At 70.1% G+C, this 14,003-nt stretch carries 17 protein-coding genes and 1 riboswitch; of the genes, 11 read left to right on the top strand and 6 right to left on the bottom strand.

Annotation, left to right across the window (positions count from 1 at the left end; all coding sequences use genetic code 11):
* Window positions 1-160: 160 nt before the first annotated feature.
* The 4 genes from ABTY98_RS23730 to ABTY98_RS23715 all read left to right on the top strand — a co-directional run bounded on the left by ABTY98_RS23730 (window position 161) and on the right by ABTY98_RS23715 (window position 1,835).
* Window positions 161-409 carry a hypothetical protein gene (locus tag ABTY98_RS23730; RefSeq protein ID WP_352222957.1) on the top strand — a complete coding sequence of 83 codons (249 nt, stop codon included), beginning with the start codon at window positions 161-163 and terminating at the stop codon, window positions 407-409.
* A 7-nt stretch (window positions 410-416) separates the two neighbouring features.
* Entirely contained in the window at window positions 417-776 is a 360-nt protein-coding gene (locus tag ABTY98_RS23725) for a hypothetical protein (protein ID WP_352222956.1), read from the top strand.
* A gap of 96 nt (window positions 777-872) precedes the next feature.
* A complete protein-coding gene (locus ABTY98_RS23720; RefSeq protein ID WP_352222955.1) occupies window positions 873-1,190 on the top strand; it encodes a hypothetical protein in 318 nt (105 codons plus the stop codon).
* 297 nt (window positions 1,191-1,487) lie between these two features.
* On the top strand, window positions 1,488-1,835 hold the full coding sequence (locus ABTY98_RS23715; RefSeq protein WP_352222954.1) for a hypothetical protein: 348 nt from the start codon (window positions 1,488-1,490) through the stop codon (window positions 1,833-1,835).
* A 65-nt stretch (window positions 1,836-1,900) separates the two neighbouring features.
* On the opposite strand, the gene ABTY98_RS23710 is transcribed toward ABTY98_RS23715, so the two are convergent.
* From ABTY98_RS23710 to ABTY98_RS23700, 3 genes are all read right to left on the bottom strand, one after another.
* A complete protein-coding gene (locus ABTY98_RS23710; protein ID WP_352222953.1) occupies window positions 1,901-2,182 on the bottom strand; it encodes a hypothetical protein in 282 nt (93 codons plus the stop codon).
* Between the two features lie 220 nt (window positions 2,183-2,402).
* Window positions 2,403-2,693, bottom strand: a complete 291-nt coding sequence (locus tag ABTY98_RS23705) for a hypothetical protein (RefSeq protein WP_352222952.1) — start codon at window positions 2,691-2,693, stop codon at window positions 2,403-2,405.
* 206 nt (window positions 2,694-2,899) lie between these two features.
* Window positions 2,900-3,385: a hypothetical protein gene (locus ABTY98_RS23700; RefSeq protein ID WP_352222951.1), complete on the bottom strand. Its 486-nt coding sequence runs from the start codon at window positions 3,383-3,385 to the stop codon at window positions 2,900-2,902.
* A 464-nt stretch (window positions 3,386-3,849) separates the two neighbouring features.
* Between ABTY98_RS23700 and ABTY98_RS23695 the strand changes: the two genes are divergently transcribed.
* The 3 genes from ABTY98_RS23695 (at window position 3,850) to ABTY98_RS23685 (ending at window position 5,697) form a co-directional block, all read left to right on the top strand.
* On the top strand, window positions 3,850-4,515 hold the full coding sequence (locus ABTY98_RS23695; RefSeq protein WP_352222950.1) for a hypothetical protein: 666 nt from the start codon (window positions 3,850-3,852) through the stop codon (window positions 4,513-4,515).
* Between the two features lie 82 nt (window positions 4,516-4,597).
* Window positions 4,598-4,873, top strand: coding sequence for a hypothetical protein (locus tag ABTY98_RS23690; protein ID WP_352222949.1), 276 nt, complete (start codon window positions 4,598-4,600; stop codon window positions 4,871-4,873).
* 170 nt (window positions 4,874-5,043) lie between these two features.
* Window positions 5,044-5,697 carry a chaplin gene (locus ABTY98_RS23685; RefSeq protein ID WP_502994329.1) on the top strand — a complete coding sequence of 218 codons (654 nt, stop codon included), beginning with the start codon at window positions 5,044-5,046 and terminating at the stop codon, window positions 5,695-5,697.
* A gap of 97 nt (window positions 5,698-5,794) precedes the next feature.
* Here the strand turns inward: ABTY98_RS23685 and ABTY98_RS23680 are convergent, their stop codons facing one another.
* Window positions 5,795-6,292 (bottom strand): carboxymuconolactone decarboxylase family protein, encoded by a 498-nt coding sequence (locus ABTY98_RS23680; RefSeq protein WP_352222947.1) that lies wholly within the window; start codon window positions 6,290-6,292, stop codon window positions 5,795-5,797.
* Between the two features lie 46 nt (window positions 6,293-6,338).
* On the opposite strand from ABTY98_RS23680, the gene pdxR reads away from it, so the two are divergent.
* The gene (pdxR, locus tag ABTY98_RS23675) at window positions 6,339-7,766 is read left to right on the top strand and encodes a MocR-like pyridoxine biosynthesis transcription factor PdxR (protein WP_352222946.1); all 1,428 of its coding nucleotides are present in this window, start codon (window positions 6,339-6,341) and stop codon (window positions 7,764-7,766) included.
* Between the two features lie 208 nt (window positions 7,767-7,974).
* Here the strand turns inward: pdxR and ABTY98_RS23670 are convergent, their stop codons facing one another.
* Together ABTY98_RS23670 and rocD are read right to left on the bottom strand one after the other, a co-directional pair.
* Window positions 7,975-8,841, bottom strand: a complete 867-nt coding sequence (locus ABTY98_RS23670) for a DMT family transporter (RefSeq protein ID WP_352223100.1) — start codon at window positions 8,839-8,841, stop codon at window positions 7,975-7,977.
* Window positions 8,842-8,942: 101 nt separating this feature from the next.
* Window positions 8,943-10,148, bottom strand: coding sequence for an ornithine--oxo-acid transaminase (rocD, locus tag ABTY98_RS23665; protein WP_352222945.1), 1,206 nt, complete (start codon window positions 10,146-10,148; stop codon window positions 8,943-8,945).
* A 103-nt stretch (window positions 10,149-10,251) separates the two neighbouring features.
* A riboswitch (ZMP/ZTP riboswitch) is annotated at window positions 10,252-10,341 on the top strand.
* Between rocD and ABTY98_RS23660 the strand changes: the two genes are divergently transcribed.
* The 3 genes from ABTY98_RS23660 to ABTY98_RS23650 all read left to right on the top strand — a co-directional run bounded on the left by ABTY98_RS23660 (window position 10,323) and on the right by ABTY98_RS23650 (window position 13,732).
* Window positions 10,323-11,819: a glycine hydroxymethyltransferase gene (locus ABTY98_RS23660; protein WP_502994328.1), complete on the top strand. Its 1,497-nt coding sequence runs from the start codon at window positions 10,323-10,325 to the stop codon at window positions 11,817-11,819. Its footprint overlaps the riboswitch before it by 19 nt.
* A gap of 143 nt (window positions 11,820-11,962) precedes the next feature.
* On the top strand, window positions 11,963-12,976 hold the full coding sequence (gene trpS / locus ABTY98_RS23655) for a tryptophan--tRNA ligase (RefSeq protein ID WP_352222943.1): 1,014 nt from the start codon (window positions 11,963-11,965) through the stop codon (window positions 12,974-12,976).
* Between the two features lie 177 nt (window positions 12,977-13,153).
* Window positions 13,154-13,732 (top strand): 2'-5' RNA ligase family protein, encoded by a 579-nt coding sequence (locus ABTY98_RS23650; RefSeq protein WP_352222942.1) that lies wholly within the window; start codon window positions 13,154-13,156, stop codon window positions 13,730-13,732.
* Window positions 13,733-14,003: the final 271 nt, after the last annotated feature.

Here is a 14,003-nt window from a genome sequence, read left to right as displayed (position 1 = left end):
CAATACGGTCAATTGGCGTCCGCGTGGTGATTTCGTCGGCCTATATGCCGCATGGGAACACGGATCTCCCGTGCGGTAAGTCGCGTGCGGCTACTGCTAGTGTTTGCGCGGTCACGCTAGGCAATCGGTCTCGATATACAAGCAAAGAATCGAGGGTTCCATGCGCAAGCTTCAGAAGGTCGTGATCGCGGCGGTGGCGGCGGCCGGCGGCCTGTCCGCCATCGGTGCCGGCACCGCTGTCGCCGACAGCCCCGACAACAACGGGCTGCAGGTGTCCGACCTCTTCCGTCCCTACCAGGAATGCAGTCCGCAGACGGTGGCCGAGAACGACGTCCCGATCGGTGTGCTCGGTCTCGCGGGCACCACGGACACCACCTGCGGTCAGTACAACACCGCTTTCTCGGGGTGACCCTGACATGTTCAACAGGAAGAAGGTCGCGGCTCTCTCGGTGCTCGTCGGCGGCCTCGCCGTCACCTGCACCGGCATCAGCCAGGCGCATGCCGGAGGGGGCCCGGGGGCCTGCACCAAAGACATCCTGGGCAACCTCACCTGCACCCAGCGGTTCAAGGGTGAGCTCCCCGAAGGTGAACTCCCGCCCCATCGGGACACCTGCCAGACAGTGGAGCCCGTGACGGTGCCCGCCGTCCTGGGCAACGGCAGGGCGCGGCTCGGACCCGAGGTGACCTGTTCCCCTACGACATGGGGATCGAACGGCACCCGCGAGGACCGGCACGCGGCGCAGTGGAGGGCGACGTCCGAAGACGACGCGACATGACCGAGTGTAGATCCTGAATGACTACGAAATGTGTGTATATGCTCACATTGCGTAGTCGAGCCGGGCTGTCCTGCCCGGATAAGAAAGGGTCAAATCATGCGTAAGTTTCAGCGTGCCGCGGTCGTAGCGGTGGCGGTCGCCGGTCTGTCCATCGTCGGTGCCGGGGCCAGCTTCGCCGCCGGTGGCGAGGACGCGGGCCAGGGCGTCACCGCCGTGGCCAACTCGTCGGCCAACGCCGTGGCCGTCGGCAGCGGTTACTACGGCCCGCAGGCGCAGCCGCAGGGTCAGCCGGAGGAGCAGAAGGCCGGTCCCGAGCAGGGTCCCGAGCAGGGTCCCGAGCAGGGTCCCGAGCAGGGTCCCGACCAGGGCCCCGAGCAGGGTTACGGCCAGCAGCAGGGCGGCGAGGGCGAGTAAAGGCGTACCGAGAGCTCGTCCTCTCGGCGCCGGCACGGCGTAGAGACCTCCTCCGGAAGCCCGGGGAACATCGCACGAACTCAGAGGTCCGTTCAGCGGCTTGCTGAGCGAGACCCCGCGGCGAAGGCAGCCCGGACGCACCGCTCCCTCGGGGCATGCGTCCGGGCTGCCGCCATCCTGTCGTCGGCGGACGTCGGCAACGCGCCAGGCGCAGGATGTTCTGTTTCGACCTTCTCGGGCCCGGGCGCACGTCGGCAACGGCACGCGCCCGGGCCTCTTTTGCAAAGGAAGCAGCACATGATCACTCGGCAGAAGATTGCCACCGTCACGGGGCTCGTCGGGAGTCTCGCAGCGATCTGCGTCGGCGCCGGACACGCGTACGCAGACGGACACTCGAGCGACTGCAAGACCAGCGCGCAGGGTGACACTGTCTGCGTTCGCAAGTCGGAGATCCACACCGACAAGGACGGCACGCACATCATCAAGCAGACACAGGACTGCTCGACGACCGACCGGCCGAACGCGGTGTATCCGGAGGGCGGACTGGCCTTGGGCGGCGGATCCACGACCGCTGGGCCCGTTGTGGAGTGTTCCAACAGGGCGGAGCTGCCCAAGGGCTTCAAGAAGCCGCACATCGAGTTCTGAGTGCCATTGACAAAATCCCGGTGCCCCGGCCGACGGCCGGGGCACCGGGATTTTGTCGTTTCGCCTTACTGGAAGCTGTTGTTGCAGCCCATGTCCGACCCGAGGTGGCTCTGCTGCGCACCCGCGTTGCCCTCGCCGTTCAGCAAGTTGCCGCCCAGGCCGTTGAGGATGCCGACCTCGCCGAGGACATCGGCGTTCAGGTCGTGCGACCTGCAGGTGCTGCTCTGCCGGATGTCGAAGCTGTCGCCCTTGCCCCCGCCCTGGCCGGCGTGGGCGGCGCCGGCACCCAGGAGCCCGATGCTCCCGAGTGCGGCGAAGAGGACGGCGGCCGTGCGTACCTTGTGCATTTCATCTCCGGTGAGGTGAGGTGGAGGCGATCTGTGGAAGATCGGTATCCGTTGACCTGAAGATTGATACGAAATGACCGAGATAATCCGGCGGCGCGCCGAACTCGATTAAATTTCGATATCTCTGAGGTCTGTCGGCACACACAAATGGTCCCGGCGCCTGTCTGAAGCCCGGCACCGGGACCATTTGTCAACCGACGTCTCCGCGCCGATCAGATTTTCAGAACGCGCTGTTGTTGCAGCCCATGGTGGAGCCGATGTCGGTGGCCTGGGCGCCCGGGTTGCCCTCGCCGTTGAGCCCGTTGCCCAGGAGGCCGTTGAGGAGGCCGACCTCACCGAGGACGTCGAGGTTCAGGTCGTGCGACTTGCAGTGAGAGCTCTGTGTGATGTTGAACTTGTCTCCGTGCTCGCCGCCCTTGCCGCCGCCCTGGTCGGCATGGGCCGTGCCGCCGACGAGTCCGATGCTGCCGAGTGCGGCGACCAGGACGGCAACGTTGCGAAGCTTACGCATGTCATCTCCGGGGAGTGAGTGGGTGCGATCTGTGGGAGATCGACTTATTACAGTTACGGGAGATTAGTACGTAATACGCCAAAAACGGCAACGACGCGCCGCTTCCATGATCACGGGGTAAAAGCACCCGAAAGCCGTATCGCGTGTGAACGGACCCGTCGATCGTGACTCTCGGCAACTCCCTGCTGCGCCGCGAGGTTTGGCCGTCATCCCTGCTGCGCGTTGGCGAGCGAGTTCGACTGGCTGTTGGCCTGGGAGCAGTCGACACCCCGGGTCTGGGAGGCCGCGAGCAGGGCGATCGGGACGTTCGCGTCGAGCAGGTTCTGCGGGCTGCACTCCTGGGACGGACGGAACATGTTGGTCTGGTTCACCTGGGCGCCCTGTCCCTGCCCCGGCTGCGGGGCCGGCGAGGAAAGCTGCGGGTTGATCTGCGGGTTCAGCTGAGGGTTGATCTGCGGGGCGACCTCGGTGCCCCGCTCCGGGGGCGCCTGCTGCGGGGCCGGCGAGCCGTAGGACTGCGCGGTCGCCTGGGCGTGGGCGGCCGCGGCGGCCTGCGCGTCCGGCTGTGAAACGGGAGGCGGCACAGCCCCGTTGTAGGCGGCGGGAGTGACGGCGGAGCTTGGGCCGGCGCCGACGGCGGTGAGACCTCCGGCTGCTGCGACGACGAGCGCGACCCTACGAAGCTTGCGCATGGAATTCTCGGCCCTTCATTGACCTGTGCACGGAATCTGATGAAATGCTGATGAGGCAGCGCAGTTGTCGCTGTTCCTGCTGCCCGGTGCGGCTGCGATGACCCATCGTTCTTGCCCCGTGGGGAACGACATGCGAGCAGGCCCAGAAACGGTCGCCGGGTAGTGGTCACCCATTTGCCGCAGGTGTGTGTGGATGGTGAAGTCCGGCCCGCTGCACGGCAAATGGGTGACGGGCTTTTGGATGCCGTGACCGCGGCCTGGCAATCCTCGTTCCGACGGGGAGAAGGCAGCGACCGTGGACCTGAACAGGGCGAGGCAATCGCTGTCGGCTCGGATGCGAAGTCCGCGTGCTTCTCGGAACTACCGCTGCTGACGGTGCGGTACGAGTATCACACCGACTGCACGCGCGACCGCGCTGAATGCAATGGACTTCCCTATTCAGGTATCGAAGGGCCGAGGGTTTCATGCGCAAGCTTCACAAGGCCGCGCTCTTTGTAGTGGCGGCCAGCGGACTGTCCGCACTCGGCGGCGGCGTCAGTCATGCCGCTCCCATCGCACAGGGCAGTCCCGCCCCGGCGCCGGCTCCCGAGCAGTTCGCTCCCCAGGCGGCCCCGGCACCTCCTCCCCAGGCGGCCCCGGCACCCGCTCCCCAGCCGTACCCGCAGGCCGCCCCGGCACCCGCTCCCCAGCCCGCCCCGGCGCCGCCGCAGACCGGTGGTTACGCCTCCAGCACGGCTTCGTCGCAGGGAGTGGCCCAGGCCGACGCCGCGCCGTACCCGCAGCAGGCCGCCCCGCAGTACCCGCAGCAGGCTCCGCCTCCGTACCAGCAGCAGGCCGCTCCGCAGTACCCGCAGCAGGCCGCCCCGCCGCAACAACCGGCCCAGGTGGTGCCCCAGGTCATGCCGCAGGTGATGCCGCAGGTCGCCCCGCAGGTAGCCGTACCCCAGGGCTTCGCACCGCAGGCCCCGGCGATCGTCGCCCCGCAGGTGAACCCCCAGATCAATCCGCAGGTGAACCCGCTCCTCAACCCGGAGCTCGGGTCACCGGGCGTACCGCAGCTCTCCCCGGTCGGCCTCGGACAGCTCGCGGCACCTCCCGTCGGCCAGTTGGGGCTTCCCCGGCTCGGCTGACGGCCGCGCCGGTGAACCTTCGCACTCCCACTTGATCCGTCACAGATTCCAACCGCTGGACCACCAGACCAATGGAGAACCCATGCGCAAGTTCCAGAAGGCAGTCCTCGTGGGCGCCATGCTCGGCAGTGTCGGCTCCTTCGGCGGCAACACCGCCTTCGCGCACGACGACACCGGCCGCGACCTCGACATCACGCAGGCCACCGAGTGCCGTTCGCACGACATGAACATCGAAGTGATCGGCAGTGTCGGCGCGCTCACCGGTCTGGCGGGCAACCTGCTGAACGGCGAGGGCAACCCGGGTGCCCAGCAGAGCCACCTCGGTTCGGACATGGGCTGCAACAACCAGGCGCTCTGACACCTCCCGTCGCTGCTTGGCTGGTGCACCCATGTCGTCCTGGGACCGGCCAAGTGCCCGAAAAAAAATACTATTTCTTCAGTTCTGCTTGTATTTCGCCGATCGCGGGTGAGTGCCCGCGACGTGTCTGGAAGGGCAGGGAACCCATGAACCGGGCTACCCGAAACAGTGTGATCGCCTTCGCCGTCGCGTCTGGTGCGATGGCGGTTGCGGGCCCGGCATGGGCCGACTCCGCCGCGGACGGTTCCGCGTCCGGCTCGCCCGGGCTGGTCTCCGGCAACGACATCCAGTTGCCGGTGAACATCCCGGTGAACGTGTGCGGGAACACCGTCGACGTGATCGGGCTGCTCAACCCCGCGATGGGCAACCGCTGCGTCAACGGGGGTGGCAAGGACAAGGAGGCCAAGGAGAAGGACGGGGCCGCAGCGGTCGGCAGCGCCCACGACTCGCCGGGCGTCCTCTCCGGCAACGGCCTCCAGCTTCCGGTCGATGTTCCCCTGAACGTCATCGGCAACAGTGTGAACGCGGTGGGTATCGGCAATCCGGTGTTCGGCAACGAGGGCGTCAACACCCCGGACCACCCCGACGAGCCCGCCCGCTCCACACCTCCGCAGCCCGTTCGCCACCAGCCGTCACACCCGGCCAAGGCCCGGCCGATGCCGAAGCCGCCCGCCACCGTCGTGCGGCAGCGGATGACCGGCACACTCGCGCACACCGGAACGGGCAATCCCTGGGCGCCGGCCGCCGCGAGCCTGGCCTCGCTGACGGCGGGAGTGGTGCTGTACCGGCGCTTCCGCCCGAGGACGGTCAGCCACGTGGGGTGACCCCGGCCGCCCCGTTCGACGGAGCGCGGCGGCGATCCCCCCGGACCGCCGCCGCGGCTCACTGCCGGAGCCGCGCCCCGCAGGGCACCGGCCCTGTTCAGGCGTGCTGCCCCGGTGTGTAGTGCCCCGGCACCAGACGGCAGGTCACCCCGAACCGGTTCCACGCGTTGATCACCGTGATCGCGGCGATCAGCTGCGCCAGTTCCGCCTCATCGAAGTGCTTGGCGGCCCGCTCGTAGACGTCGTCGGGCACGAAGCCGTCCGTCAGGACGGTCACCGCCTCCGTCAGCGCCAGCGCGGCGAGTTCCTTCTCGGTGTAGAAGTGCCCGGACTCCTCCCAGGCGCCGAGCTGGATGATCCGCTCGACGCTCTCGCCCTGCGCGAGCGCGTCCTTGCTGTGCATGTCCAGGCAGAGCGCACAGCGGTTGAGCTGCGAGGCGCGGATCTTCACCAGCTCCAGGAGCTTCGGGTCGAGGCCCTTCCGGGCGGCGGTGTCCAGCCGGACCATCGCCTTGTACACGTCGGGCACCAGCTCCGACCAGGGCAGACGGGGGGAGTGTTCGGGTGCGTACTCTGTCGGGTGTTCTGTGGTCATATCTTGACCCTAGGAGCCAGGCAGCCCAGGGGTATGGTCCATTTCCATGGAGAAACCATGGGCCACTCTGGGTATCGACCTCCATCTGGAACCGGCCGGTCCGGGCCTGCGCCGGGGCCTGACCGACGCCCTGCGCGAGGCCGTCCGGGGCGGCCGGCTGGTCCCCGGCACCCGGCTGCCCTCGTCCCGGTCCCTCGCCGCCGACCTGGGTATCGCCCGGAACACCGTCGCCGACGCCTACGCCGACCTGGTCGCCGAGGGCTGGCTCACCGCACGCCAGGGCTCCGGCACCCGGGTCGCGGCCAGGGAGCCGGCGATGCCGCCGGGCCGGCGAAAGGCCACGGCGACCGCCGGTACGACCGCCGAGCGCCCCGCCTACGACCTGCGCGCCGGCCGGCCCGACCTCTCCGCCTTCCCACGCACCGAGTGGCTCAGGGCGGCCCGCCGCGCCCTCACCACCGCACCCAACGAGGCCTTCGGCTACGGCGATCCACGCGGCCGCGTCGAACTGCGCACCGCGCTCGCCACCTACCTCGCCCGCGCCCGGGGGGTGCGCGCCGACCCCGAACGGATCGTGATCTGCGCCGGGTTCGCGCACGGTCTGAGCCTGCTCGGCCGGCTGCTGCGGGCCCGCGGGGCGGACACGGTCGCCGTGGAGTCGTACGGCCTCGACGAGCACTGGCGGCTGCTGACGACGGCCGGACTCCGCACCTGCCCGCTGCCCTTCGACGAACTCGGCACGGACACCAGGGAGTTGGGGCAGGGTCCGGCCGCGGTGCTGCTGACCCCCTCGCACCAGTTCCCGATGGGCGCGCCGCTGCACCACGACCGGCGGGCGGCCGTCGTGGACTGGGCGCGACGCACCGGCGGCATGGTCCTGGAGGACGACTACGACGGCGAGTTCCGCTACGACCGCCGTCCCGTCGGCGCCCTCCAGGGCCTCGCCCCCGACGAGGTGGTCTACCTGGGCACGGCCAGCAAGTCCCTGGCGCCCGGCCTGCGGCTGGCATGGATGGTGCTGTCGCCGGGCGTTGCCCGGGAGGTGACGGCGGTCAAGGGTGACGTGGACACCTGCGGTGCGCCGGACCAGCTGACCCTCGCCGAGTTCATCACCTCCGGCGCCTACGACCGTCACGTCCGCGCGTCCCGCTCCCGCTACCGGCGCCGCCGGGACGCCCTGGTCGCGGCCTTGGCCGAGCGCGCCCCCGCGATCCGGGTCACCGGCATCGCGGCCGGTCTGCACGTGGTGCTGCGGCTCCCGCCCGGCACCCAGCGCCGGGTGATCAGGGCCGCCGCCGCCCACGGCCTCGCCCTCGACGGCCTCACCCCGCGCCACCGCCACCCCGACGCGGCCACCGCACCGCCGGACGCCCTCGTCCTCGGCTACGGCACCCCCGCCGACCACGCCTGGTCGGGGGCGCTGGACATCCTGTGCACGGTGCTGTCGGACCCGGCCGTGATCGGCGTCGAATGACTTCAGACCGTGTCCGCCGCAACCCCCGGCACGATGACACCCCGAGTTCAACGCCCGGCAACGCGCGGAGAGGTGTCCGCCAAGAGGAGCTCCACCTGGCAGTTCTCGATCCGCCCCGCCGGTCGCCGACCTGTGCGGCACCGACGAACAGCGCCGGGACGAGACCGTCGGCGTCGTCCTGAAGGGCAGGTCCCGCCTCGGGACGGGATCACGGCCGCGCTGGACCGACCGGCTCGGGCGCCCTGGGGCCCGCTTCATCCTGTGCCCCGGGCGCCTCCCCGAACCGGGCCAGTGCCAGCGCCCCCGCGACGGCCACGGTGAAACCGAGCACCCCGAGCCAGGCGAGCCCCTCGCGGGTACGGTCCCCGAGCCACACCACCCCGATGGCCGCCGGGCCGATCGTCTCGCCGATGACCATGCCCGCCGTCGCCGTGGTCACCGAGCCGCGCTGGAGCGCCGAGGTCAGCAGCAGAAAGGCGCCACCGCCCCCGACCAGCAGTGCGTAGGTCGCGGGGTTGGTGAGGAGTCCGGCCGGCCACAGGGTGTCGATGAGCCGCACCGACACCTCCACCACCCCGAACCCGAACCCCGCCCCCAGGCCCAGCAGCAGCGCCCGCCACCGCCCCGACAGCCGCCCGCCGACGAGCCCGAGCAGCAGCACGCCCACCGCGGTCGCGAGCATGGCGTACTTGAGCGCGTCGGACCCGGCCCGGTCGCCCTCCGGCCCGGACGCCAGCCCCAGCATCGCGAGCCCCGCGCACACCACCCCGACCGCACCCCACTCCAGCCCGCTCAGCCGTACCCGCAGCAGCCGCGCCGCGACCACCGCGGTCACCGCGAGGCTCGACGCCAGGGCCGCGCCCACCGCGTAGATGGGGATCGACCGCAGGGCCAGGATCTGGAACACGAAGCCGAGGCCGTCGAGCCCGAGCCCGACGATGTACCGCCACTGCCGCACGGCCCGGAGCAGCAGCGCCGCCTCCCCGCCCGTGCCGTCACCGGCCGCCCGCGCGGCCACCGCCTGCAGGACCGTCGCCGTACCGAAGCAGATCGCGGCCGCGAGGGCACACACCATTCCAAAGAGCACAGAGGGACTGTAGGTGAAGCCGCACTCATGCCGGCGCCGGACCTCCGGCCGGTCGCCTGTCCGGGGAGCGGGCTCCTGGTCGCACCCCTTCAGGCGCTCAGGACCCCCCACAACTGCTCAACTCCCCATTCCAGATCCTCCTCCTCGATCACCAACGGCGGAGCGATCCGCACCGTCGCCCGATGTGTGTCCTGCGCCAGCACCCCCCGCTCCATCAACCGTTCCGCCACCGCCCGCCCCGACCCCACCCCCGGATCGATGTCCACCCCCGCCCAGAGCCCCCGACCCCGCACCGCCGTCACCCGCCCGCTCCCGGTGAACTCCGAGAGCCGCCGATGCAGCACCTCCCCCAACTCGGCCGCCCGCTCCTGGAACTCCCCGGTCCGCAGCATCGCGATCACCTCCAGCGCCACCGCACAGGCCAGCGGATTCCCGCCGAAGGTGGACCCGTGCTCCCCGGGCCGGAAAACCCCCAGCACCTCGGCCCGTGCCACCACCGCCGACACCGGCAGCACCCCGCCCCCCAGCGCCTTCCCGAGGACGTACACATCCGGTACGACCCCCTCGTGCTCGCACGCGAAGGTCCGCCCGGTCCGCCCGAGCCCCGACTGGATCTCGTCCGCGATGAACAGCACATCCCGCTCGCGCGTCAGCTCCCGCACCCCCGCCAGATAACCCTCCGGCGGCACGATCACCCCGGCCTCGCCCTGGATCGGCTCCAGCAGCACCGCCACCGTGTTCTCGGTCAACGCGCCCCGCATCGCGGTCAGGTCGCCGTACGGCACGATCTCGAAACCGGGCGTGTACGGCCCGAAGTCCGCCCGCGCCTCCGCATCGGTCGAGAAGCTGATCACCGTCGTCGTACGGCCGTGGAAGTTACCGCCGGCGACCACCACCTTCGCCATCTCCGCCGGCACCCCCTTCACCCGGTACCCCCACTTCCGGGCGGTCTTCACGGCGGTCTCCACCGCCTCCACCCCCGTGTTCATCGGCAGCACCATCTCCATTCCGCACAGCTCCGCCAGCTCCGTGCAGAACGCGGCGAACCGGTCGTGGTGGAAGGCGCGTGACGTCAGCGTCACCCGTTCCAGCTGCGCCTTCGCCGCCGCGACCAGACGGGGGTGGCCGTGCCCGAAGTTGAGCGCCGAGTAGCCGGCCAGGAAGTCCAGGTACCGGCGGCCCTCGACGTCCGTCATCCAGGCCCCGTCGGCCGTGGCGATCACCACCGGCAGCGGGTGGTAGTTGTGCGCGCTGTACGTGTCGGCGGTGGCGATGAGGGCTTCCGTAGTGGTCACGGGGACTCCAGAGAACGCGGCGGGGTGCCCCCTTTACTACCCTCTGCCCCCGCCCGACCGGTGGACGTCAGGGCCCTCGGATCCGGCGTGCCGGGTAGGGTGACCAGCGGGCCGTGACTGGCGCGCTGGGATGGGACCGACCATCGGGGAGCGGCCCGTGCTGGATCGAGTGCCGTGCGCCTGGGCCGAACCGTGAATGCCGAACGCCATGTCCGGAGGTCCCGAATGTCCGAGCCCCTCTCCACCGAGTCCACCGCGTACCGCGCAGCCCTCGATGTGATCCGCGCGGTCGAGCCGCGGGTCGCCGACGCCATCGGCCAGGAGGTCGCCGACCAGCGCGAGATGCTCAAGCTGATCGCCTCCGAGAACTATGCCTCCCCGGCGACCCTGCTTGCGATGGGCAACTGGTTCAGCGACAAGTACGCCGAGGGCACGGTCGGCCGCCGCTTCTACGCCGGCTGCCGCAATGTCGACACCGTCGAGGCGCTCGCCGCCGAGCACGCCAAGGCGCTCTTCGGTGCCCGGCACGCCTACGTCCAGCCGCACTCCGGCATCGACGCCAACCTCGTCGCCTTCTGGGCCGTACTCGCCGACCGCGTCGAGGTCCCCTTCCTTCAGAAGGCGGGCGCCCGCCAGGTCAACGACCTCTCCGAGGCCGACTGGGCCGAGCTGCGGCAGGCCTTCGGCAACCAGCGGATGCTCGGCATGTCCCTGGACGCGGGCGGCCACCTCACCCACGGGTTCCGTCCGAACATCTCCGGCAAGATGTTCGACCAGCGCTCCTACGGCACGGACCCGGCGACCGGCCTGATCGACTACGACGCGCTGCGCGCCCAGGCCCGTGACTTCAAGCCGCTGATCATCGTCGCCGGCTACTCCGCCTACCCCCGTCTGGTGAACTTCCGGATCATGCGCGAGATCGCCGACGAGGTCGGCGCGACCCTGATGGTCGACATGGCGCACTTCGCGGGCCTGGTCGCCGGCAAGGTCCTGACCGGCGACTTCGACCCGGTCCCGCACGCCCAGATCGTGACGACCACCACCCACAAGTCGCTGCGCGGCCCGCGCGGCGGCATGGTCCTGTGCGACGACTCCCTCAAGGACCAGGTCGACCGCGGCTGCCCGATGGTCCTCGGCGGCCCCCTCCCGCACGTCATGGCCGCCAAGGCCGTCGCCCTGGCCGAGGCCCGGCAGCCCTCCTTCCAGGACTACGCCCAGCGGATCGTCGACAACTCCCGCGCGGTGGCCGAGGGCCTCATGCGCCGGGGCGCCACGCTCGTGACCGGCGGCACGGACAACCACCTCAACCTGATCGACGTCGAGACGTCCTACGGCCTCACGGGACGCCAGGCCGAGTCGGCCCTCCTCGACTCCGGCATCGTCACCAACCGGAACGCGATCCCGGCAGACCCGAACGGCGCCTGGTACACCTCCGGCATCCGCATCGGCACCCCCGCGCTGACCACGCGCGGCCTGGGCACGGCGGAGATGGACGAGGTGGCTGGCCTGATCGACCGCGTCCTGACGACGACGGAACCGGGCACGACGAAGTCGGGCGCGCCCAGCAAGGCCGCCCATGTCCTGGACGAGAAGGTGTCCCAGGAGATCGCCCAGCGGGCGACGGACCTGGTGGCGGGCTTCCCGCTGTATCCGGAGATCGACCTGGGCTGACCCCCCGGTCAGGGACAGCGCCCCCGCAGGGGCGCGGGGCTGGTTCCGATATGCGGCTACCGCCGCGTGGGCGCGACCAGCCCCGACGATCCCCGGTTCCCCGCGCACCGAAACCACCCGAGCTCTCTGAGACAATGGTGAACATGGCCTCAGATCGACCCCGCGTGCTGTCCGGCATCCAGCCCACCGCCGGCTCGTTCCACCTCGGCAACTACCTCGGCGCCGTCCGCCAGTGGGTTGCCCTCCAGGAGTCCCACGACGCCTTCTACATGGTCGTCGACCTGCACGCGATCACGATCCCGCAGGACCCCGCCGACCTGCGCGCCAACACCCGCCTCGCCGCGGCGCAGCTGCTCGCCGCCGGCCTGGACCCGGACCGCTGCACCCTCTTCGTGCAGAGCCACGTCCCGGAGCACGCCCAGCTCGCCTGGGTCATGAACTGCCTCACCGGCTTCGGCGAGGCCAGCCGGATGACCCAGTTCAAGGACAAGGCGGCGAAGCAGGGTGCGGACCGCGCGAGCGTCGGCCTGTTCACGTACCCGATCCTCCAGGTCGCCGACATCCTGCTCTACCAGGCCCACGAGGTGCCCGTCGGCGAGGACCAGCGCCAGCACGTCGAGCTCACCCGCGACCTCGCCGAGCGCTTCAACGCCCGCTTCGGCGAGACCTTCACCATCCCGAAGCCGTACATCCTCAAGGAGACGGCGAAGATCTACGACCTCCAGGACCCGGCGATCAAGATGAGCAAGTCGGCGTCCACGCCGAAGGGCCTCATCAACCTCCTCGACGAGCCGAAGGCGACGGCGAAGAAGGTCAAGAGCGCGGTCACCGACACCGACACGGTCATCCGCTACGACGTGGCGAACAAGCCGGGCGTCAGCAACCTCCTCACCATCTACTCCACCCTCACCGGCAAGTCGGTCGCCGAGCTGGAGCAGGAGTACGAGGACAAGATGTACGGCGCGCTCAAGACGGACCTCGCCGACATCATGGTCGACTTCGTGACCCCGTTCCGGGAGCGCACCCAGCAGTACCTGGACGACTCGGAGACGCTCGACTCGATCCTCGCCAAGGGCGCGGAGAAAGCCCGCGCCGTCGCCGCGGAGACGCTGGCCCAGGCCTACGACAGGGTGGGCTTCCTGCCCGCCAAGCACTGAGCGGAGCGCCGGGGGCGCTCAAGGCGCCCCGGGGAGCGCACGGGAGCGCTGCACATCACTTCGGCCACGGCTGCCCGGAAGGCGGCCGTGGCCGTACAGTCGATAGCCGGACGGCCGGGTATGAACCCGACACGTGTCCGACCACCACGACCGACCACCACGACGACAGGAGATGACGTGGGGACCGTAACGATCGGCGTGTCGATCGCGGTCCCGGAGCCTCATGGCAGCCTGCTCCAGGAGCGGCGCACGGGCTTCGGCGACGCCGCGGCCCACGGCATCCCCACCCACGTCACCCTGCTGCCGCCCACGGAGATCACCGACGGCCAGTTGGCTGCCGTTCAGGCACACCTCAGCGAGGTCGCCGCGGTGGGCCGGCCTTTCCCGATGCGGCTGTGCGGTACGGGCACGTTCCGGCCCCTGTCGCCGGTCGTCTACGTCCGGGTGGTCCAGGGGGCGGACGACTGCGCCTGGCTCCAGCAGCGGATCCGGGCCGCGTCCGGGCCGCTGGACCGCGAGCTGCAGTTCCCGTACCACCCGCATGTGACGGTCGCTCATGGGATCGACGAGGCGGCGATGGACCGGGCGTTCGCCGAGCTGGCGGGCTATGAGGCCGAGTGGTCCTGCATGGGGTTCGCGCTCTACGAGCAGGGTCGCGACGGCGTGTGGCGGAAGCTGCACGAGTACCCGTTCGGAGGCTCCGTCGTGCCGCCTCAGGTGGGGCACGTGGAGCGCGGGACCATCGCGAGTCGGTAGCCGGACAAGACCCAGTGCCGCGACAGGCAACGTTCGCCCCGTCGCGACGCCCGGCACGCCCTCTCGCCGCACCGGCCGAAAGCCCAAGTACGTCCAGTACGAGGACTTCCGGCCGGCACGCCGAGAGCACGCACCGGACGCCGCTCCTTGACGGGCAAACGTTGCCCGCCGCGGCACTAGTGTGATGCGCCGCAAATTGCGAGGGTAATTAAGTGCCTATTCTGGGGCCGTGTCTGGTGGGTTGATCTTGGTGAGGTAGTCGGCGAGGGAC

It is taken from the genome of Streptomyces sp. NPDC096040, from assembly GCF_040303265.1.
Classification (GTDB): domain Bacteria; phylum Actinomycetota; class Actinomycetes; order Streptomycetales; family Streptomycetaceae; genus Streptomyces.
This window is presented reverse-complemented; position numbering and strand designations above follow the sequence as displayed.